At 61.2% G+C, this 20,788-nt stretch carries 19 protein-coding genes, 1 tRNA gene and 1 pseudogene; 8 read left to right on the top strand and 13 right to left on the bottom strand.

Annotated elements, in window-relative coordinates:
* Window positions 1-22: 22 nt before the first annotated feature.
* Window positions 23-1,045 carry an SAM-dependent methyltransferase gene (locus tag ACZ9BX_RS03985; RefSeq protein ID WP_476215863.1) on the bottom strand — a complete coding sequence of 341 codons (1,023 nt, stop codon included), beginning with the start codon at window positions 1,043-1,045 and terminating at the stop codon, window positions 23-25.
* A gap of 299 nt (window positions 1,046-1,344) precedes the next feature.
* Between ACZ9BX_RS03985 and ACZ9BX_RS03980 the strand changes: the two genes are divergently transcribed.
* Both ACZ9BX_RS03980 and ACZ9BX_RS03975 read left to right on the top strand, forming a co-directional pair.
* Window positions 1,345-2,592, top strand: coding sequence for a DUF2778 domain-containing protein (locus ACZ9BX_RS03980; RefSeq protein WP_476215861.1), 1,248 nt, complete (start codon window positions 1,345-1,347; stop codon window positions 2,590-2,592).
* Window positions 2,593-2,624: 32 nt separating this feature from the next.
* On the top strand, window positions 2,625-3,623 hold the full coding sequence (locus ACZ9BX_RS03975) for an alpha/beta hydrolase family protein (RefSeq protein WP_476215859.1): 999 nt from the start codon (window positions 2,625-2,627) through the stop codon (window positions 3,621-3,623).
* Between the two features lie 27 nt (window positions 3,624-3,650).
* Here the strand turns inward: ACZ9BX_RS03975 and ACZ9BX_RS03970 are convergent, their stop codons facing one another.
* The 3 genes from ACZ9BX_RS03970 to ACZ9BX_RS03960 form a co-directional block, all read right to left on the bottom strand.
* Window positions 3,651-4,544 (bottom strand): phosphotransferase family protein, encoded by an 894-nt coding sequence (locus ACZ9BX_RS03970; protein ID WP_476219891.1) that lies wholly within the window; start codon window positions 4,542-4,544, stop codon window positions 3,651-3,653.
* Window positions 4,545-4,638: 94 nt separating this feature from the next.
* The gene (locus ACZ9BX_RS03965) at window positions 4,639-5,541 is read right to left on the bottom strand and encodes an adenylate/guanylate cyclase domain-containing protein (RefSeq protein ID WP_476215857.1); all 903 of its coding nucleotides are present in this window, start codon (window positions 5,539-5,541) and stop codon (window positions 4,639-4,641) included.
* Window positions 5,538-6,101, bottom strand: a complete 564-nt coding sequence (locus ACZ9BX_RS03960; RefSeq protein WP_476215855.1) for a RidA family protein — start codon at window positions 6,099-6,101, stop codon at window positions 5,538-5,540. Before ACZ9BX_RS03960 ends, ACZ9BX_RS03965 begins: the two co-directional genes overlap by 4 nt.
* A gap of 385 nt (window positions 6,102-6,486) precedes the next feature.
* Here ACZ9BX_RS03960 and map point away from each other — a divergent pair, with 385 nt between their 5' ends.
* The 4 genes and pseudogenes from map to sthA all read left to right on the top strand — a co-directional run bounded on the left by map (window position 6,487) and on the right by sthA (window position 9,985).
* A complete protein-coding gene (gene map, locus ACZ9BX_RS03955) occupies window positions 6,487-7,320 on the top strand; it encodes a type I methionyl aminopeptidase (RefSeq protein ID WP_476215853.1) in 834 nt (277 codons plus the stop codon).
* 141 nt (window positions 7,321-7,461) lie between these two features.
* A pseudogene (locus tag ACZ9BX_RS03950) lies at window positions 7,462-7,801 on the top strand (JAB domain-containing protein); the annotation flags it as partial.
* 84 nt (window positions 7,802-7,885) lie between these two features.
* Window positions 7,886-8,476 carry a tyrosine-protein phosphatase gene (locus ACZ9BX_RS03945; RefSeq protein WP_476215851.1) on the top strand — a complete coding sequence of 197 codons (591 nt, stop codon included), beginning with the start codon at window positions 7,886-7,888 and terminating at the stop codon, window positions 8,474-8,476.
* Window positions 8,477-8,578: 102 nt separating this feature from the next.
* A complete protein-coding gene (sthA, locus tag ACZ9BX_RS03940; protein WP_027509334.1) occupies window positions 8,579-9,985 on the top strand; it encodes a Si-specific NAD(P)(+) transhydrogenase in 1,407 nt (468 codons plus the stop codon).
* A gap of 104 nt (window positions 9,986-10,089) precedes the next feature.
* Here the strand turns inward: sthA and tig are convergent, their stop codons facing one another.
* The 4 genes from tig to ACZ9BX_RS03920 form a co-directional block, all read right to left on the bottom strand.
* Window positions 10,090-11,568, bottom strand: a complete 1,479-nt coding sequence (gene tig / locus ACZ9BX_RS03935; RefSeq protein ID WP_476215849.1) for a trigger factor — start codon at window positions 11,566-11,568, stop codon at window positions 10,090-10,092.
* A 188-nt stretch (window positions 11,569-11,756) separates the two neighbouring features.
* A tRNA-Leu gene (locus ACZ9BX_RS03930) sits at window positions 11,757-11,841 on the bottom strand.
* 151 nt (window positions 11,842-11,992) lie between these two features.
* Window positions 11,993-12,583, bottom strand: coding sequence for a GDYXXLXY domain-containing protein (locus ACZ9BX_RS03925; protein WP_476215847.1), 591 nt, complete (start codon window positions 12,581-12,583; stop codon window positions 11,993-11,995).
* A complete protein-coding gene (locus tag ACZ9BX_RS03920) occupies window positions 12,580-13,680 on the bottom strand; it encodes a DUF2157 domain-containing protein (RefSeq protein ID WP_476215845.1) in 1,101 nt (366 codons plus the stop codon). Before ACZ9BX_RS03920 ends, ACZ9BX_RS03925 begins: the two co-directional genes overlap by 4 nt.
* Window positions 13,681-14,545: 865 nt before the next feature.
* On the opposite strand from ACZ9BX_RS03920, the gene ACZ9BX_RS03915 reads away from it, so the two are divergent.
* Together ACZ9BX_RS03915 and ACZ9BX_RS03910 are read left to right on the top strand one after the other, a co-directional pair.
* The gene (locus tag ACZ9BX_RS03915) at window positions 14,546-14,692 is read left to right on the top strand and encodes a DUF1127 domain-containing protein (protein WP_476215843.1); all 147 of its coding nucleotides are present in this window, start codon (window positions 14,546-14,548) and stop codon (window positions 14,690-14,692) included.
* 298 nt (window positions 14,693-14,990) lie between these two features.
* Entirely contained in the window at window positions 14,991-15,134 is a 144-nt protein-coding gene (locus tag ACZ9BX_RS03910) for a DUF1127 domain-containing protein (protein ID WP_084606424.1), read from the top strand.
* Window positions 15,135-15,288: 154 nt separating this feature from the next.
* Here ACZ9BX_RS03910 and ACZ9BX_RS03905 read toward each other — a convergent pair whose 3' ends face one another.
* The 5 genes from ACZ9BX_RS03905 to galE form a co-directional block, all read right to left on the bottom strand.
* Window positions 15,289-16,254 carry a squalene cyclase gene (locus ACZ9BX_RS03905; protein ID WP_476219890.1) on the bottom strand — a complete coding sequence of 322 codons (966 nt, stop codon included), beginning with the start codon at window positions 16,252-16,254 and terminating at the stop codon, window positions 15,289-15,291.
* Between the two features lie 127 nt (window positions 16,255-16,381).
* Window positions 16,382-17,347, bottom strand: coding sequence for a glycoside hydrolase family 26 protein (locus ACZ9BX_RS03900; protein ID WP_476215841.1), 966 nt, complete (start codon window positions 17,345-17,347; stop codon window positions 16,382-16,384).
* A gap of 11 nt (window positions 17,348-17,358) precedes the next feature.
* Window positions 17,359-17,865, bottom strand: coding sequence for a DUF995 domain-containing protein (locus ACZ9BX_RS03895; RefSeq protein WP_476215840.1), 507 nt, complete (start codon window positions 17,863-17,865; stop codon window positions 17,359-17,361).
* A 46-nt stretch (window positions 17,866-17,911) separates the two neighbouring features.
* Complete coding sequence (locus tag ACZ9BX_RS03890; protein WP_476215839.1) at window positions 17,912-19,807, bottom strand: glycosyltransferase family 2 protein; 1,896 nt, start codon at window positions 19,805-19,807, stop codon at window positions 17,912-17,914.
* Window positions 19,804-20,787, bottom strand: a complete 984-nt coding sequence (galE, locus tag ACZ9BX_RS03885; protein WP_476215838.1) for a UDP-glucose 4-epimerase GalE — start codon at window positions 20,785-20,787, stop codon at window positions 19,804-19,806. The genes ACZ9BX_RS03890 and galE overlap by 4 nt, the downstream gene beginning before the upstream one ends.
* Between the last annotated feature and the right edge of the window lies 1 nt (window position 20,788).

The raw sequence follows: 20,788 nt of genomic DNA, 5'->3' as shown, positions 1-20,788 counted from the left end.
TCGCGCTCGGCCCGGTAAAACATCACTTGAAGAACATCAGGCTTGCCGGCGTCGGCGGCAGCGGCTTGCTCGCGACGGTGCTGAAACCGGCAAGCTTTGCCATATCGGCAAGCTCCCGCTCCGTATAGGCGTCGCCCGTTGGCGTCGTGGCCAGCATCACCCAGGCAAAAGTGGCGGGGAATTCGGGAGACACCCGGTCCTCGTTCGGGACGAACTCGACGACAGCAACGCGGCCCTCCGGCACCAGGCTCGCCCGTGCCTTCTTCAAAAGCGTGACGCAGCCGTCCTTGCCGAAGTGATGAAGAAAGTTCGGCAGCAGCACCAGGTCGTAACCCGTGCCCCAGTCCACATCGAAAGCGCTGCCCGGCAAGAAACTGAAACGGTCAGCCACATCTGCATTCCTTGCATTCTCCTCGGTCACGGCAAGGACCGGTTTCCAATCCAGAGCGACGATCCTGGCCGATGACGCCACCTTCGCGATCTCGATCCCGAAGCGCCCAGGGCCTGCGGCAACGTCCAGCACCTTGGCCGGCGGCGTCGGCCATCCGGCGACTTCCGATGCCAATCCTTGAGCGCTGGCGCCGGTGAACGCACCCATGGCCCGCGCAAATCTCACCCAAACGGGATTGTCCGGCGCCACGTTCGCCAGACCGACCGCACCTCCGTTGCGCACGCAAGCAGCCGGGTCGTCCAGGAACAGAGACAGCATCTCCGGCGAGGCCAGAAACTCGATCGCAGTGCCCATGAAAGCCGGCGAACGCCGATCAAGGAACACTTGGCTGGAGGGCGTCAGTGCGTAGCTTTCGCCGCTCTTCATCAGGAAACCGGCAACAACCAGAAAGTCGCAGAGAATGCGCAATCCGCGTTCGGCACTCCCTGCTTCAGCGGCGAGCGATCCGGCCGTGCGGGCTTCGCTGCCGATCATCGTGAACAGATCGAGTTCTATTGCCGCTTTGATCGCAGCCGTCTTCTGGAATGCGAACATGGCATCAACTAGCAACGCCGGAGAGACTTCGCTCTTGACCATATCATGTAATGAAGACATTGGTTCCCCCCAAATTGAGCCATCAGTCACGGCCGAACCATAGCAGAAGATGGAACGAATTACACGAGTTGCTAATATTCGAAATCGACGGCACCTAGCCGGCAACGAGTGATCGCCCGTGCCATTTCGGCGAGCGCCGATCATCCCGTAAAGGAATTAGTTACCATAGTGCGTCATGCTTCCAGGCAGTCGGCAAGTCGCAGCGAGCCTCATTTTGGCCCTCTTGCTTCATTACCGGCTCCGGCAAGGGCGTTCCGCGTAAGCCGCCGGTAATGTGACGCGTTGGGAAACCGAGTAGTATGGCGTTTGCTGTTGAGGCGCGTGAAAGCGTCAACCCTTTCGGCTGGGCTTTTTTTCGCTCGGCCAGACCCTTCCGGCTCATCTCCGGAACTGCTGCAATTGGTATCGCGGTCGCTGCGTCGGCCTGGATGATCGCGTCGATCGCGGCAATGCATACCTCCGCCACGCCGCGGCCACCGGCCGCCGCCATGATCGCCGATGTCGCAATCGCTCAAAAGCCAGTCTCGCCCGCAGCCACTCGCTCGCATCCCCTGATCCGTGTCAGCAAGTTCTCGCGCCTCCCCGGCCAGACGACGGTTTCGGACCGCATGGTTGCTGAGGCTACGCCGAAATCCCCCAAGGCTATGGTCGCTCTCATGCAGCGCCGCGGCCTGTCGCTGCTCGCAAAGCGCAACAACGGCGCCGAGATGGCTTCCGCCCTGAAACAGCAGGCGCTGGTGCTTGCAAGCGCCGGACCCGTTCCGGCGGTCACGGCACCTGCTGCCCTTCCGGCACCCGATTATTCGATCCAGACCGCCTCCGCCAAGCCGGTTGAACCGGCGTCAAGTCTCGCGCTTGCGGCAACGCTCCCTTCCGCCCAGCCGATACCCGCCGCCGCTCCTATCGAAACCGCTTCCGCCGAAACGGCAACGTCCGACGAGCCTTTCGGCCTCGTTCTGGCACCTGGCACTGACATTCCGCTGCCGATGGCACGCCCCGGCAAGCCGAAGATAGACGCGCCCGACGCCGGACCGGCCCTTGCCTATGCGCGAACGGAGGATGACGACGAGGAGATGCCGGCATTCGCCAAGCCGGCGTTGATGCCGAGCGCCCGCAATGGCGTGGCCGTCTACGACATCGAGGCCAGCGTCGTCTATCTGCCGAACGGCGAAAAGCTCGAAGCCCATTCCGGTCTCGGTGCCATGCGCGACAAGCCGCGCTATGCCGACAAGAAAATGCGCGGGCCAACCCCACCGCACACCTATGACCTTGCCATGCGCGAAGCCCTGTTCCACGGCGTCGAGGCGATCCGCCTCCATCCCGTCGGCGGCCCGCAGAAGATCCACGGCCGCGTCGGCCTGCTCGCCCACACCTATATGCTGGGCAAGCGCGGCGATTCCAACGGCTGCATCTCGTTCAAGGACTACCGCCGCTTCCTAGCCGCCTTCAAGCGCGGCGAAGTCAAGCGCCTCGTCGTCGTACCGCGCCTGAAAAATCCACCCTCTCCGCGCCCAAGCCTCGCGTCGCTGTTTTCGAAACGAAGCTGAGGCATATCGCTTCCTGAATTTGGAGCACTCATATGCCGGTCGGCTTCGCGGAAGGCCTCTGCTTTGATGAGAACAGGACGAATTGGGCGGGTACCGGCCCCCGGCCTCTTTCCTGGACAGCTTGGTATCCTGCAGATGATGCCGCAATCGAGATGCCCGTATCCGGCGCATCCTGGTTTCAGATGGAGCCCGTTGCGCCTGATGCGGCTCTTAAGCCGGCAACGACGCCTCGTCCCCTCGTGCTCCTCTCTCATGGTAGCGGGGGCGTTGCCGCCGGTCTTGAATGGCTGGCCCATCGCCTGGCGCAGCGGGGCTTCGTTGCCATTGCGGTCAATCACCACGGCCACACCGGTGCCGAACCCTATAGGCCGGAAGGCTTCCTCTGCCTTTGGGAACGGGCAAGCGACCTAAGTGCAATGCTCGACGATCACGGCTGGCGAAGGCAACTGGGCGGAACGGTCAGCGCTCGTGCATGCGTCGCCGGTTTTTCCGCCGGTGCCTACACGGCGATGCTGTTGATGGGCGCACGCGTGGCTTATTCCCAGTTTGAATCTGCAAACCCGATCAAAGGCCCGCGTCGCGGACCGAGGGAGTTTCCCGATCTGGCGGACCACATAGCTCCCCTGCTGGAGCGCAGCGAGGTCTTTCGCGCGTCGTGGGATCGCAGATCGAAGGACTACAGCGACCCTCGATTTGATGCTGCCCTTGTCCTTGCGCCTGGCCGCTCGGTGTTGGGCTTTTTGGCCGAGAGCCTGAAGCGGGTCACAAAGCCGGTTCGAATTATCGGCGGCGATGAGGACACCATTGCACCTGCGGAGGAGTGCTGCGGCTGGCTGCACAGCCATCTACCGGGCGCTTGGCTGGATATTCTGAAAGGTGGAATCGACCATTACGTCTTTGTGCCGGAACCGACGCCGCAAGGGAGGAAACTCGCACCGGACATTTTCACGGATGCCGACGGCGTCGACCGGCGGTCCATTCACGACGAAGTCGCCAGCATCGCAGCCCGGTTCTTTGGGTCCGTTGACTGACATCGTCGTCGCCGCCTCTCCCCCACACTAGGTCGCAGTGAACCCGCGGCCTGACACCTCCTCGAGCCATGCCACGGCATGGTAGGTCATGGCCGGCGTGTGCCGGCAATCCTCCGGAAGCTCCGCCAGTTCCGACAGCCGGTGAAAGCCGGTGAGGATTGCGATGCGGCGCAGGTCGAGCATCAGGCCCGATGTTCTCTCATAAGCCGCCACGATCCGCTCTGTGAGATCCGGCGATATGAGGTTCGAATAGATGAACTCCTGGTGGACCGGACCGAAGCCGGAATCGGCGAAATCGTAGATGCCGTTGAGGCGGCTGCGCGCATGGTCGAATGCCATGTTCCATCCATGGCCGTCGAAAAAGCCGTAGGTCTGTCCGTGCGGATCGGGCGGAAGTCGCTCGAAACCCGCGATGATATCCTCCGCCACGGAACGAAGCTCGGAGGGAAGCGCCGGTACGGCTTTCTCGCGAACTGTTGCGGGGCTTTGCCATGCGCCGACCAGGGCGGCACCGGCGTCCGCCATCCGCTCGCTGTCGAGCCGGTGAAGCTCGGCGTAAAACTGGCCCAGATCATCGCCAAGGCGCTGCCGCGCATCCTTCGGCAGTTTGTCATATTCGGCCGTGAGCAAATGTTCGCCCTTCAGCTTCTCGTGCAGGGAAAACAGCTCCCCACTTTTCTCGAAAATGCGCAGGTCGGGGACGGCCATTGAGACCCTGGGCCGGACAACGGCAAGCAGCGCGGCTTCCCTCACAAGCGCCTTTTGCGCGACCTCATGGCGGGGAAACTTGAAGATCAGCCGGTCATCCACATCGACGGCAATCGAATCCCAGCCTACCGGCGCGAGTTCGAACGTCGATTTGGCCAAGTCCGGATACTCGCTGAGAATGATGTTCCGGAACCGATCTAGTTTTTCTGTCATCATGCTTTTGTCGATCAACTGAACACCGCCGCAAGATACGCAAATCGGCAACACGGCAACGCCGCTCCGCAGGCACGGCCAATGCACTCTTGGGTCAGCCGCGCATCACCCATCGAATGGCGGCAGCGGCGGCCAGCCCCAGAAGCGGCCATATCGCCCAGAATATCCCGTGCCACGACAGAAGGTTGATAGCAATCATGCCGAGCCCGGCGACGCCGAGGGCGGCAATGCCCCGGTCGACATGGTTCTGGCGCCGCACCCATATCATGGCCGAGAGGACAGCAAAGGCGAGAAGCGGCCATGCCGCCCAGAAGACGCCCCGCCAGGAGAGAAGATTGATGACGACCAGAACAGCGCTCAACAAGGCGAGCAGACCGAACATCCTGCGAGCCTTCGTGCCGAGCGGCCGATCGGTCGCTGCCGGGGCCTCTGGACGGTTCGCTGCAGCCGCCGGCTGCGGCGTGCTCTCCATGCCTTCGCCGATGCGCACGGCATAGCTCGGCACGGGTTCCGTGACATTCTTCACCACCAAAGGGCCGAGAAAATCGAACCCGACGGCCACCTTGTTGCGGACCTGGTCGTAGACGGTGTTCGAGATCACGATCCCGCCGGCAGGGGCAGACGCCTGGAGCCGCGCGGCGATATTGACGCCGTCGCCATAGAGATCGTCGCCTTCGACGATCACGTCGCCGAGATTGATGCCGATCCGGAATAGCATGCGCCCGTCCGCCGGCCGCGCAGCGTTCAGGCCGGCGAGCTCATTCTGAACGTCGACGGCCGCGCGCACGGCCTCGACGACGCTCGGGAATTCGGCGATCAATCCGTCGCCCCAGGTATTGATCACCCGCCCGCCATGCGAGCCGATGAGCCGCGACATCGCATCGCGATGCCGCTTCAGCATCGCCAGCGTGCCCTCCTCGTCCGCCCCCATCAGGCGCGTATAGTCCTGCACGTCGGCGCAGAAGATGGTCGTCAGCTTGCGTCGCGTTTCGCTCATGACGGCTTGTCCGGCAGCGCCGCGACTGCAACAATCTCAACAAGGACGTCGGGTTGCGCAAGCGCCGCAACGCCGATCACCTCCGAGGGCGGCGGGTTGTTATAGCTGCGGTGCTTTGGGCAGTGCTCGGTGAAGAAGTCCTCCATCACATCCAGGCGAAAATTGGGAGAGTTCAGAACGCTGCCATCGGGAAACGGCCCCTTAACGAAGAAGGTCAGCCGAATGAGATATTCGAGCGCGCTGCCGAGTTCCTCCAAGTCCGCTTTGATGTTCGTGAGAATTGCGCGCCACTGCGCCGCTGCATCGCCAACGAAGCCCCCTCCCTTCCTGCCAGCCGGATCATAATCCTCGGCGGTCGCTGTGTTTCCGGAAAGGTAGACGAATCCCCTGGCTCCGCTCACGACCGTCCCCTTTCCCCACGGCATCAACAAGCCGCTTTTGAATTTCCTGTGGGTCACGAGTTCCATTCTCTTCTCCCATTTCTCAAGGTATCTGCTTGCCACCGATGAAAATAGTCCCTCGGGATAGCCGATCCAGTTCGGTCCGCAGCCGGGCGCCACGCCACCACACCCGCCCTCGCCCTTCGGGGGTACGCCCCACGAACTCGCAACCTCAGGGTGAAGCTAATTGTCAACTCCCCAGGGTTTGCGGCGCCCCAAGGCACCGGTATCCGAGCAGAGGGGCGGCCAAAGTTGAGGATAAAAACCGTCGAACGGGGCGCTGGGAAGCGCCATATAGTTTCATCTCAACGCGGCATTTTCCCGCGCCTCGTCCGAGTTGAAATGCAAGGGCAAAACACGGGTGGATTCCACAGCGTGAACGGAAAGGCGTGCCGTTGCACCGTATCAAAGTGAGACAAATCTCGTGGCCGCAGTTGAACACGATGGACGAACGCGGCATAGCTGCATTATGAACGATGAAGACAATTTCTGCTAAGGCCCTCCAATGGTGAATTATATCGAAGCCTCCTCCGCGCCGTCGAAGAATACCGGTGCCATAAGGCTCTATGGCCCCGAGGCGTTCGAGGGCATGCGCAAGGCATGCCAGCTGACCGCCCGCTGCCTCGACGAGCTTGCCGCGATCGTCAGGCCGGGGCTGCCCACCGATGCGATCGACCGGTTCGTCTTCGAATTCGGGATGGACAACGGCGCCTATCCGGCGACGCTCAATTATCGCGGCTATACCAAATCGACCTGCACTTCGATCAACCATGTGGTCTGCCACGGCATTCCGGATGCAAAGCCGCTGCGCGAAGGCGATATCGTCAATATCGACGTAACCTTCGTGCTCGACGGCTGGCACGGCGATTCCAGCCGCATGTATCCGGTCGGGCAGATCAAGCGTGCCGCCGAACGACTTCTCGAAGTCACGCATGAAGCGCTGATGCGCGGCATTGCCGCCGTCCGCGCCGGCGCACGCACTGGCGCGATCGGCGAGGCGATCCAGACCCATGCGGAAAGCGAGCGCTGCTCGGTCGTCCGCGATTTCTGTGGCCATGGCGTCGGCCGCCTGTTCCACGATTCGCCGAATATCCTGCATTACGGCCGCGCCAACGAGGGTCCGGAACTGCGCGAAGGCATGATCTTTACGATCGAGCCGATGATCAATCTCGGCCGTCCGCATGTGAAGGTCTTGGCCGACGGCTGGACGGCGGTGACGCGCGACCGGTCGCTCTCGGCGCAATACGAACACACCGTCGGTGTTACGGCGGGCCGCTGCGAGATCTTCACGCTTTCGCCCGGCGGCCTCGACCGGCCAGGCCTGCCGCTCAACGGGTGAACGCGATGGCAAAGGTCCTCTCTTCCTCCCGAACGGTGAACTGCCTTTCGACGTAGACCACCATTCGCCCGCTGACGAGCGCCGATTCGTTGCCGAGCAGCCCCGGCTCTTCGAAGGAAGAGCACTATCACGGCCACCGCGGTGATCGAGTATTGCCACGCCGCCATGGCGCATGAGGCGCGAACATCCTGTTCCCCGATAAACGGAATGCGCTGATCGCCGAGGAGGACCAGGGCCGCGGAACGGTGGACCATACGCCGGTCTATCCGCGCGAGCTCGTCAAACGCGCCCTCGAACTCTCGGCGACGGCCATCATTCTCGTCCACAACCATCCATCCGGCGACCCGACGCCGTCGCGCGCCGATATCGATCTGACGAAGACGATCGTCGAAACGGCGACGCCGCTCGGCATCACCGTCCACGACCACATCATCATCGGCAAGGACAGCCATGCGAGCTCAAGGGCATCCGGCTGATCTGACATTTGCGATGTTCCGAAGATGGAGGCATGAAAAAGCCATCATAGCATTCTCTAGCAGGGTTCCACGCCAACCGGACCCCAACTATGGCCCTACTGACCGATCGTTTCCATGTTCCCCTGACATACAAATCGATCGCGCGGCTCGCCCTGATAACGCTGGCCGTCATCGGACTCTATCTCGGCTACCTGCAGCTTTCCAACAATGTTCACGCGGTCGTGGCGGGCGAAGTCTATCGCGCTTCCCAGCCATCTCCGGACGAACTCAAGGAATTGGTGAAGGACTATGACATCAAGACGGTGCTGAACCTGCGCGGTAACGAGAACGGCAAAGCCTGGTATGACGATGAAGTGGCGACAGCGAAGAGCCTCAACCTCAACCACATCGATTTCCGCATGTCGGCCTCCAAGGAGTTGACGATCGAGGAAGGAAGCCAGCTCATGGCGATCATGGCGTCCGCCCCGAAGCCGCTGCTCATCCATTGTCGGGCCGGCGCCGACCGTACCGGGCTTGCCTCGGCCATCTATGTAGCCGGCGTCGCAAAGCTCGGCGAGATCGCGGCCGAGTCGCAGATCTCGCTGACCTACGGGCACCTTTCCTTGTTCTTCATCGGCGCCTATGCGATGGACCGGACTTTCGAAAAGCTGGAGCCGATGTTTGGCTTTATGAACTCGTGACGTCGCCGGAATAGAAACTGTAACATTGACCAGCTACCGGTGAATGAGCGACATTTTGCGCTGCAAAATATGATTCCAATTTCCTATTTCCGGGGCCAAGCCATGTTTCAGTACGATCTTGTTGTTGTGGGCAGCGGTCCGGCAGGGCGGCGCGGCGCCATCCAGGCTGCGAAGCTCGGCAAGAAGGTCCTGGTCATCGAACAGGGTAAGCGCGTCGGCGGCGTCTCAGTGCATACCGGCACCATCCCATCCAAGACAATCCGCGAGACGGCACTCAACCTCTCCGGCTGGCGCGAGCGCGGCTTCTATGGTCGCGCCTATCGGGTCAAGGAAGAGATCAGCGCCGAGGATCTGCGCCGCCGCCTGCTGATCACGCTCGACCATGAAGTCGAGGTGCTCGAGCACCAGTTCGCCCGCAACCGCGTCCAGCATATCCGCGGCAGGGCGAGCTTCATCGATCCCTCAACGCTGCAGGTGATCAAGGACGACGGCGAGACCATGCAGGTCAGCTGCGCCAGCATCCTGCTTGCCGTCGGCACCAAGCCCTTCCGCCCGGAATACATGCCCTTCGACGGCAAGACGGTGATCGACAGCGACGAACTGCTCGATATCGAGGAATTACCGCGTTCGATGGTCGTTATCGGCGCAGGCGTCATCGGCATCGAATATGCCACGATCTTCAGCGCCCTCGATACGGCTGTGACCGTCCTCGATCCCAAGTCGACCATGCTCGATTTCATCGACAAGGAGATCATCGAGGATTTCACCTACCAGCTCCGTGACCGCAACATGAAATTGCTGCTCGGCCAGAAGGCGGACAAGGTGGAGACGCTCGACAACGGCAGAGTCGCGCTGACGCTCGACAATGGCCGCCACCTGACGACGGACATGGTGCTCTTCGCCGCCGGCCGCATGGGGGCGACGGACGCGCTCAACCTTGCCGCCGCCGGCCTCGAGGCCGACAGCCGCGGCCGCCTGAAGGTCAATCCGGAAACCTTCCAGACCTCAGTGCCGAACATCTATGCCGCCGGCGACGTGGTCGGCTTTCCGAGCCTCGCCTCGACGTCGATGGAGCAGGGCCGCATCGCCGCCCGCGTCGCCGTCGGCGCGATCGCCAAGGAGCCTCCGAAATACTTCCCTTACGGCATCTACGCCGTGCCGGAAATTTCGACCTGCGGCCTTTCGGAAGAAGAGGTCAATGAACGCGGCATTCCCTATGAATGCGGCATCGCCCGCTTCCGCGAGACTTCGCGCGGCCACATCATGGGCCTCGACACCGGTCTCCTGAAGATGATCTTCTCGCTGAAGACCCGCCGTCTTCTGGGCGTCCACATCGTCGGCGAAGGGGCGACCGAACTCGTGCATATCGGCCAGGCAGTGCTCAATCTCAAAGGCACCGTCGAATATTTCGTCGAGAATACCTTCAACTATCCGACGCTTGCCGAAGCCTACAAGATCGCCGGCCTCGACGCCTGGAACCGCATGGGCGACATCAAGTCGGAACTCTGATCCGCCTCTTTTTGGCGAGTGCCGCGGCATAGCACCCGCGTGCGCCAAAGAAAAAGGCCCTGCCGAACCGGCAGGGCCTTAAACTATTGAACCGGAAAAGCCGATTACTCGGCGTCGCCTTCGGAGGCCTTCTTCTTCGGAGCGGCCTTCTTCTTCGGAGCAGCTGCCTCCTCGCCTTCAGAAGCTTCGGCCTTGGCGGCTGACTTCTTCTTCGGCGCGGCCTTCTTGGTCTTCTCGGAGCCTTCGCCCTCTTCGTCGGCGAGCAGCTCTTCCTTGGTGACCTTCTTGTCCGTGACGTCGATCTCGGTCAGCAGATGGTCGATGACCTTTTCTTCGAAGATCGGCGCGCGGATCGAAGCGGCGGCACCCGGCTGGCTGCGGAAGAACTCGAGGATCTGCTTTTCCTGGCCCGGATACTGGCGCAGCTGCTCGTAGATTGCGCGCTGCATTTCGTCTTCGCTCACTTCGACGCCGGCCTTTTCGCCGATTTCGGAGAGGACGAGGCCGAGGCGGACGCGGCGCTCTGCCAGCGTCTTGTATTCTTCCTTGGCCTTCTCTTCCGTCGTGTCTTCGTCCTCGAAAGTCTTGCCGGACTGAGCGAGGTCGTTGTTCACCTGGCTCCAGATACCGTTGTATTCGGCTTCAACAAGCGACTTCGGGGTCTCGAACTTGTACATCTCATCGAGCTGGTCGAGGATCTGGCGCTTAACCTTCTGGCGGGTCAGCGATCCGTACTGCGATTCGATCTGGCCGCGGACGATTTCCTTCAGGCGATCGGCGGATTCGAGGCCGAGCTTCTTTGCCAGTTCGTCGTTGATTTCCACGTCGGCCGGAGCAGCAACCTCCTTGACGGTGACGTCGAAAGTGGCTTCCTTGCCGGCGAGGTTCTTGGCCGGATAATCGGCCGGGAAGGTCACGGTGATGGTCTTCTCGTCGCCAGCCTTGACGCCGGCGAGCTGATCTTCAAAGCCCGGAATGAAGCGGCCGGAGCCGAGGACGAGTTCAGCGCCCTGATCGGTGCCGCCTTCGAAGGCTTCGTCGTCGACCTTGCCGACGTAATCCATCGTGACGCGGTCGCCATCAGCGGCCTTGCCCTTCTTGGTTTCGTAGGAACGGGCGCTTTCAGCGACCTTAAGGACCTGCTCGTTGACTTCTTCGTCAGAAATATCAACGACTTCGCGGGTGATCTTGATTCCCTTGACGGACTTCAGCTCGATCGGCGGCAGAACCTCATAGGAGAGCGTGAATTCGAAATCCTGCTCAGCGGCGAGGATCTTGTCAGCCTCGTCCTTGTCTTCCGTCATCGCGACTTCCGGCTGCGTGGCGGACTTTTCGCCACGGCCGGAAAGGATCTGGGTCGGCTGTTCGCGAACGATCTCATTGACGAGATCGGCCATGATCGACTTGCCGTAGACCTTCTTGAGGTGGGCGACCGGAACCTTGCCGGGACGGAAACCATTGATGCGCACCTTGTCCTTTACGTCGGCAAGGCGCTCGTTCATCTTGTTTTCCATGTCCTTGGCCGGGATAACGACCTTGATTTCGCGCTTCAGCCCTTCAGCGAGCGTTTCGATAACCTGCATGTCTTCCTACCTTCATTTCGTGGCGGCCGTGCCCAGACGCCGTTTCGTTTCGATGAGCACGACGCCGGAAAAATTTGCCGCGCGTGGCTTTTCTCAGATTCCATTGCATCCCGCCCGAAGGGGGACGGCGCCATCCTGCCGGGTAATTGGGGGCGACCTATCCGGTCTCCCCACCTGCAAGCCAGCTTTGGTGCGGGTAGAGAGACTTGAACTCCCACGCCTTGCGGCACCAGAACCTAAATCTGGCGTGTCTACCAATTTCACCATACCCGCGTTCGCAAAACCGCATGCATATGCCTGGACATGAGGCCTTCCGGAGCGCGCGTCTCTATAACACCCGATTTGGTGGAGGCAAAGGAAAAATAAAGGCCGAATGACAGGGATTTTATGGCCTCCAAGACCCTCTCCCGTCATTTCGCCAAAGTCAGTAAAGCGGCTCCTCGTATGCGGGCTTGCCGTCCACGAGCAGGCTGCGGATCTGCGCCGAGCCATCGTTCGATACGCGGGCTGCGATCGAAACGCTGCCGTCCTGCCGGGCCTCCTCCAGCGGCTTGCCCTGGCCTTCCGGCACATAATAGCGCTCGATGCCGTATTCGGCGCGGATCGTATCAGTCGCGCGCGCACCGTAGCTGTAAAAAGGACGGCTCTTGAGCACGACGCTTTCAGGCTGCTCGGGAAGCGGCATGAACGACGATTCGGCGATTGCCCAGAACCCGTCCGGCTGCTTTTTCAAGCGGACCCAGAGCGTCTGCTCGCCCGGTACGGTGGGCAGTTCGCCGATCACCGTTTGTGCCGGCACCGACGAAATCTCGTAATTCAGCACGACGTAGTCGCCACGCAGGAAATCACGCGGATCGACAGGTGTCGTCTTCAGGAGGACTTCGGCGCCGCTGCGCAGGATCGCCGCGCGGCTTTCGATGATATAGCCCAGAATGATGGTCTGGAGGGCGGCAGCAATGACGGCCGCGATCAGGTAACCCCTCACCGATCGACGCTTCGAAGACAGCGCGTTCATTCCGTCACCTCCGTTCTTGCACCGAAACGTCTCTCGAGGCGGATCACCACCCAGGCGACGATCGCCACCAGCAGACCGGACAGAAGAAAGAGGCTTGAGGTTCCGAGGATGGACCCGACTGTGACGGAAGCGAGATAGAAAACCTCGGCGGCAAAGGTGGCGTAGGCAAGATAGCGCACGGCGCCGTTGTCTCGACCCTGCAGCGCGATCGCAAGCACCGCCATTGCGAGCGTCGCGATACCGACCAGAACGAGCGGCCAGCCTTCATCGAGCTCTATGTTGAGCAACAGCAATCCGACTGCCGCCACCAGGAATGCATAAAATGCCGGTGCAGCACCCGCACTCTTTATAAACGCAGAGCCACGCAGCGGCGGCAGGCTGACGGCTACGAACGCGGCCATGCCGCAGAGCACGAAGGAAATCGCCACCCGGATATCTTCGTGCAACGCATAGAGCCACGTGAGCCAGCCCACGACGAGCAGATAGGCAAGATGCCGTGCGCGATGAGCGCCGGTGAAGCGCACCAATGCCACAACGATCAATGCCATGATCGGCGGCGCCCAGGGATCGAAGCCGACCCACCGCGAGTCGTAATTCGAAAGATAGACCGCGAATGAAGCCCAGGACAGGAAGCCTGATATAGCGGTCGCGGCGCCTGAGCGGAAAAGCGCTGCAGACACAGCCGCAACCGCGAACCAGAGATACATGACCGTCTGCTCGTCGCCCGACAGATGATACATCTGGCCGACGAGGGAGATCGCACCGCCGAAGCTGAGGGCGCCGATGACGAGCAGGCCGCTGGCAGCCGCCGAAGCCCCGCGGGCAAACAGCAGCGCCGCGGAGAGATAAACAGCCCAGATGAGGGCGAGGATCGCGCCGACGCGGACCGGCCGCGGGATCGCCTCCCAATTGGACGCGACGAGCAACAGGACTGCAGCCGCAAGCAGGATCGCGGCGAGCACCATCAGCACGTTGCCGAGGCTGAAGCTCGCCGGCCGGCTGTCATATTCGACAAGCAGCGATTCCGCCGTCGCCTCGGGCAGCAGACCCTTTTCCACCCAGAGCGACAGATCCCGCTCCAACCGTCCCCGATACATTGCTGCCTCCGTGCCGCCTCCAGCGGCTTTCCCGATCAATCTTATAGATGGCCCAGCGTCTTTCGCAATCTCCCGGACCCTAAGCCGTTCAAGATACTTCACTGTGCGAACTTGGCACGGATTTAACCGGCTATTAACAGCAATAGGCTAATATTGATTCTTTCAGATAAGCCATGCATGAAGCGCATGGCCACCATGATAATATTGCACTGCAAAATAATCATTAGTCATACTATATTGATTATCAAGAAGCGCGGGCGTGGCAGCCCGTCCCGGCTTACCGGAACGCCTGCGGATATGATGTCCGTAACGGAATTCGGAGCAGCGCACTCCTCCTCCCAGCGCCCTCCGATAGACTGACAACACTCCTCCTCCCAGTTGTCAGTCACCAACATGACGCCCACCGGATCCTCCCCCGGTGGGCGTTTTGGTTTTCGCGAGATAAAACGATTAGTCTGCTGGTTTGCAGGGACTTTGCCAACGGCTCCACCAAGCTGCAGGAGCGCCTGGCTCCGGCCATTTGGGAAGCCGCCAGCTCTTTGCCGGAACCAAGCTGTCTCGGAGGGCGACATCGTTGCCGATTTCATTTTGAGAGCGACCAAATCGGCAGCGATACCCGGACGCCGGCGATTTGAGCAGCCAACCCAAAGTCCATGCCCGTGAAAAGTCATTCTGCCTATTCATTGACCAAAAAACGGCGAAATCACATATTTTTCAGCTAGAGACTTGCATCGAATGCATAGGTGGAATGAAATCTTGTCTCTGTTAGTTCTTCGCGGCGCAACATATATTCTGGTCATCAAACGGAAGCCAGCGCTGATGGGCAGCAGCTGGCAGATGGCGAACCCTAGGAAAGGGGATTAAAATGAACTTCTCACGCTCTTTCAACAACTGGCGCAAGTACCGTCAGACGGTTACCGAACTCGGCCGCATGACCAACCGCGAATTGCACGACCTCGGCATCGACCGCTCGGACATCAATCGCGTCGCTCGCGAGGCTTCTGCCCGCTAATTCAGGCGATCAGCGTCCTCCCAAGCTGATCTCCTTCTTCAAAAACGCCCGGTGCTTCGGCAACGGGCGTTTTCTTTTGTTCAAATTACACTTTCGTAGTAGTTGCGATGAAAATCGCCCTACATTTTTGCCGCTTAAAAAATAACTCCTGCGCATTTATCGTGCATCACAGTGCACAAACGCATAGCAGATGCCTTTTCTTTGCACTGCACAATACGACCGGGAACCACTATATCAATGTCATCCGCAAAGACGGCGATGGCGCCGCCCGCGAAGCAACCTTCCGAGGAAGACGACAATGAACCCGATCCGCATTGCCAAGAGCTGGATTAGCTACCGCCGCACGCTCAACGAGCTGGGCAGCCTTTCGAACCAGACGCTCTCCGACATCGGCATCAGCCGCTACGAGATCCGCAACATCGCATCCCGCTCGTTCCGCTAATCGCGGCAAGCGTGATACATCAAAAACGGCGCCGCTTTGGCGCCGTTTTCGTTTTTGGCCCTTCAGCCCTAGGCGCTGTGCCCCAGCGAAACGAGCAACCTCAATCTCACCCTTGGTGGAACCTTCGTAGGCCTGGTGGGGATTTCCCGATCGGCTAACTCTCCCACCATCTAAGCACCCGCATCGCCCGGAGCGTCACCCATCGCGAGGGCTGGCCCTGCCCGTCGTCGACCTCAAACCACACCCGCCCCGTCAGGCTCCAGTCGAGGGGCCATGTGCCGTTCTCCAGGCGTCTGGAACGAACGTGGCCGATAGCCTCGCCAAGTCGCGGATCGGGATCGGCGCCGGTCAACATCGCAGAGAAGCGGAAATAGTCGAGCGCACGCAAGACGTCGTAGCGCCAACGGTTCGGATGCAGGAAGCGCAGAAACCGCTCGTCTGCCGGCTCACCCGTGCCGAGACGACGGAAGAGGTTGCGCTCTAGGAGATACTCCTCGCCCGACCTACGCGCCTTTTGAGATTCAGGCGTACCCCCGGCGGCTTTCTCGTACTCCACGAGCCCTTCCAGCACGTTGATCGTGCTGGCAAACGACGAGCGGACTGAACCCTTGAGCCTCTCGCAGTTCCAGCCGCCGTCAGCGAGACGCTCGCCTACCAGCCTGTCGACAATGGACGAGACGTCAGCCCCAAAATAGGCGCCATCTGCAACGGTCCGGCCGTTGATGCACTCCTCGACCTCGCCCTCCCAGTAGGGCTGGCCGCCCTCATCCCAACGCGAGTTGGCGCCGATCAATGCGACAGTTCGTTTGGCCCGGTCCGACGCGGGATCGAGACCAAACTCCCGGAGTTGCGACAATGAAAATGTCGTGGCCGTCCACGGCTGACCGCGCTCCTGCCACTCGCAAGGATCAAAATCGGCTGGGACGAAGGAGCCCCCCGCCCATTGCCCGTCCTCGTCCTGGTAAGAGAGAAGTCTGGCTCCCCAGCCCTCGGTCTCCACCTTAGCCCGCTCCGCCGCCCACTCCGGCTCCGGGGCGTCAATCAGGTCGCGCATCACCTGCCATCGGATCGATGGGTCGGAGTCGAGAAGCCAGTCGATCACCGAGCCAGAGTCAGTCATGTTGCGTGGGCCCATCAGGAGATCGGGGTCGAGAGCTCGCTTATAATCCACTTCTCCTGGCCTTTGCTAGCCCGATGCAATCGTGAGAAATCCGGGCTAGCCATCCACAGCTCGTGCTCGACGACGCTTAATTCGTCTCGTCGCCCTTGATGACCCTCCAGTTCGGACGGCCGAGATTGAAAGGCCAGGCATGGACGTCGCGGTCGTTGAAATAGACGACTTCCTCCAATTTCGGAAAATCGCTGTGCTTCAAGGTCACGGTGTCGATCCACGGCCGCATGTAGGCGTCCTTCCCTTCATAGCCCAGTTCGGCCACCCAGATGGGCTTCCCGTATCCCGAGACGCGCCGGTAGCCGTCCGTCAGTGCCTGACGGAAATCACGGGGACCACCATAGGCGAGCGCGTCGTAGGGTTCCAGGCCGAAGACGGAGAGGCCAACGAGGTCGACATAGTCGTCACCAGGATAATAGGCATCGAGCCCGTCGAGCCCCTTCGGAGACCACATCATTTCCGCCGCCGGTGCCTCGGCGCGCACGATATCCATCATCCGCCGGTATGCGGTGACATAATCGCGCGGGTTCCAGCCCGCCCACGAAAACCGGCTGTCCCTGTCCTCCATTTCCTGCCCCCAGCGGACGATGACCGGGCTCTTGAGCTCGGTAATCATCCGGGCGATGGCGCGCATGTTGGCGTCGTAATCGCCGCGCAGGACCTTCTGCCGCAGTTCAGCGGAGGTCAAACGCCAGTCGACGTCCCATGACCAGGGTTCGATCGTGATCAGCAGATTGCGTCCCCTCGCCTGCGCATAGGCGTCCGCAACTTTCAGCGTTTCAAGATCGACGTCTTCCCACGGCAGGAACAGGTGTTCGGTCGCAACACCTTGCTGCGACGTAAAATCGCCGTGCGGGTCATAGGCACCGAACTTGATGCCAGCGGCATGCAGGACGGGGCGCTTGTCGACGATCGTCTGGCCGGACGATGCGGGAACGCCCGCTACCTCCTGCGCCAGGCTCGACCTTGCCGGATCGGCGGCGATGGACAGCAGCAACGCGATCGCGGTGGCCGAGACTATTCTTTCTCTTAGCTTCTTCATGGCTTCTCCTCTTACCTCCGAGCCATCAGCTTCTGCCTGTAGGCATCCGCACTGGCGCTGACGGTATCCGCCTGCACGAGCTTCAGATATTCATCGCCGGCGCGCGCCGAGGCGTGGCGGAAGATGTACCAATTGCCGTCGGGCTGACGCTTCTGATAAATCACCTTGCCGATCTTGCGATGACCGAAACAGGTGCTGGCGCGGGCCGGGCCTTCTTCGTTCGTCCAGGTGGCGCGCATGCACATCTGCCCGAGATCGTCGACGGCCCATCGACCCTCGGCCACCCATTGCTTGCCGCCGTCATTCGTCCAGGCGACGAAGCGACGGCCCTCGTCCATGAAGCGGCCGCCACCGGCGCCCCAGGTCCAGGTCTTGTTGCGATAGAGCTGGTAAAGTTCGTAGGCGCTGAGCGGCACAGGCCCCTTCTTCGCTTCGGCCCCCGCTGCCGCGCCCGGCAAACAAAGGGCCAGGCTGAGGACGGCAGCCGCCGCGCCATTTGTTCTTGTTCCTATTCTCATTGCACCCTCCTTCAACCGAATCGCACCCGCCGACATGGCTTTGACTCTACGCGCTCGGCTTCACTCTCTCTGATCCTGCGACAGCAGCCTGCTGCCGGAACCCATTCCACTTGAACCGGAATTTGACGATCCGCGTCTTGCCGCCCCCGAGACCGGCGCCTGCGACTGCGAATTTAGCTTCCGTGAAACTGACGATGCCCTGGCCATGCGACAGCGCTTCGAGACCACTCAGGCCGTGCAGGCGGATTTCGCCGCTGCCGGCGACAAGAAGCGCCAGCGCGCTGGCCGCCACGATCCTCAGACCGCGCGAGCGCGTCAGAAGCGGCAAGCCGTTCTCGCCTGCGTGACGTGCGACGATCAGGATAGTCAGCGCGGCATAGATGACGGCGTTGATACCGGCGAAGATATAGAAGCCGCGGGCAGTGCTTTCGGAAGGCGCGAGAACCATCGCTGCAAGGGAAATACCCGCCAGCAGCACATAGGGAAGCAGAACAACCGGCGGCAGCGTCCTCTGCGCTTGCGCTCCCTTCGGCGTGATGCGGAAATCGACAAAGGAGCCGGAGATGTGATCGCGCAGCGCAGCAAGGCTTCCTGCAAGCGACCACGGCCAGCGCAGGAGAACGAAGGCGATGCCTTCCCAGCCGAAAAGCTTCGCGTCGCTTGGCCGGAAGGTTCCGCTGCGCCTCCAGAAGGGGGCAAGCGCAATCAGCACCAGCGACAGCGGCGCGAAATGCAGCAGAAATTCCGGATAGGTGACGCCGACGAAAACATGGCCTGTCAGCAACGCCACGACCGGCAGGGCGAACATCAGCGCCATGAAGGCCGAAAACAGCGGATACCAGACCTGCGAGAACAGGAACTGGAACTTCAGCTTCAACGGCAGCTTCGGCACATAGGTGCGCGAATATTGAAGCAGGATCGTCACCAGGCTCCGCGACCACTGGAATTCCTGGACGACGAGATCGGCAAACGTCGCCGGGCCGTCGCCATGGGCGATCGCATCGAGCGCATGCACACCGCGCCAACCGCCGGCATTCATCATCAGCGTCGTCGAGTGATCTTCCGCAAGTTCCGGCCCGAGACCGCCGATCTGACGCAGAGCTGCCGTGCGCACGGCATAATGCGAGCCGATGCAGAGCGGTGCCCAGCCGCTGTTATAGCCCGCCTGAAGCGAACCGTGCAGGCTTGCCTCGGCATAGAGACGGCCTCTTGCGGCCCAGCTGCCGGCTGCATTCGCATCGCAGATGCTGGGAGCCGAGACATAGCCGACACGCGGATCGGCAAAGGGCTTCATGACCTCCTGCAGATAGGTTGGCTCAGGCACGTGGTCGGCATCGAACTGCGCCACGAAATCATAGCGATCATAACCGTAGCGATCGTAAAAATAGGCAAGGTTGCCTTCCTTGCAGCGCGTCCGGCGCGGCCATACTGTCCGGTGATAGGCGGCGACGCCCTTGCGTGTCGAAATGAAGATGCCATGCCGGGCGCACCAGAGCTTCGTCTCTTCCGCCGGATCCTCATCGGCAAGCCAGATGTCGAACTCGACGCCTTTCTGATTGAGCATCGCGAGCAATGTCTTCCGCACCACCTCGAAAGGCTCGGACGGTGCCTTGGTGACCACCATCGCGATGCGGCCCGCGGGAACGGCTGCCGAAGGTTTCATCCGCTTTGCGTTGACGAAGATGAAGATGAAATAGGCCGGGATCAGCGTGACCCAGGCAACGGTCGCTGTGATACCGATGAATGCGGACTTTGAGATCACGTGGGCGGGCTGCAGCCACCACGTCCAGAAATAGGCGAGCGCGGCGAGCCAGCAGGCAACGCCGAACCAGTAGGCGGCACGGCTCCAGCCTGCAAAGACGGGCTCGAGCGCATCCAGCCTGGCAGCACGAACCGCCACCGTCGCCCTTGGCTGTCTGGTCACGAATGGCGCCACGTTCATGCCCGCACCTCCAGACCGAAGCTCGGGCTCGCCGTACGGATGATCGTATCGATGTCGGAGAACTGCGGTGTAAAGCCGAGAACCGCCCGCGCCCGTGCCGTATCGGCAAACAGCACCGGTGGGTCGCCCGCACGACGGCAATCGTAGCGAACAGGAACCTCCTGCCCGGTGATGCGCTGGATTGCGCTCAAGATCTCGCCGACGGAGGTGCCATGGCCGGAGCCGAGGTTGACGCGCAAGGTCTCGCCGCCGCTTGCGAGATAATCGACAGCGGCAAGATGGGCCTGCGCAAGATCGCTGACATGGATATAATCGCGAACACAGGTGCCGTCCTCGGTCTCGTAGTCCGAGCCAAAAACCTCCAGGCACGGAAGACGGTGGGCAGCCGCAAGCAAGGCCCGCGGAATGAGATGGGTTTCCGGTTCGTGACGCTCGGCAAGATCGCCCTGCGGATCGGCTCCGGCGGCGTTGAAATAGCGCAGCGACACGAAACGAAGGCCATAGGCGGCGGCATAATCCTCCAGGGCCATTTCGAAGATCAGTTTTGTTCGCCCGTAGGGATTGACCGGCAGCTGAACCATCTCCTCGCGGATCGGCAATGCCGCCGGAATGCCATAAGTCGCGCAGCTGCTCGAGAAGACGATGCGATCGACGTTCTGGTCCAGACATGCTTCCAAGAGCGCAAGGCTGCCGGAAACATTGTTGCGATAGTATTTGCGTGGATCTGTGACGGACTCGCCGACATAGGCATTTGCCGCGCAATGGATGAGGCACGTGGGCTCGAAGCGGGCGAGCGCTTTTTTCAGGGAACCGGCATCGGCGATATCGGCATCGATCAGCGGTCCCCAGCGAACCGCGTCCTGATGGCCGGTCGAGAGGTTGTCATATGCGACCGGCGTGAATCCCGCGCCGGCGAGCGCCTTGCAGATATGGCTGCCGATGAAGCCGGCGCCACCCGTGACGATGATGTAGGGAGACATC

This window comes from Rhizobium sp. USDA 3886, from assembly GCF_056279785.1.
Note: the sequence above shows the minus strand (reverse complement) of the source record. Positions and strands in the feature narration are given on the sequence as shown.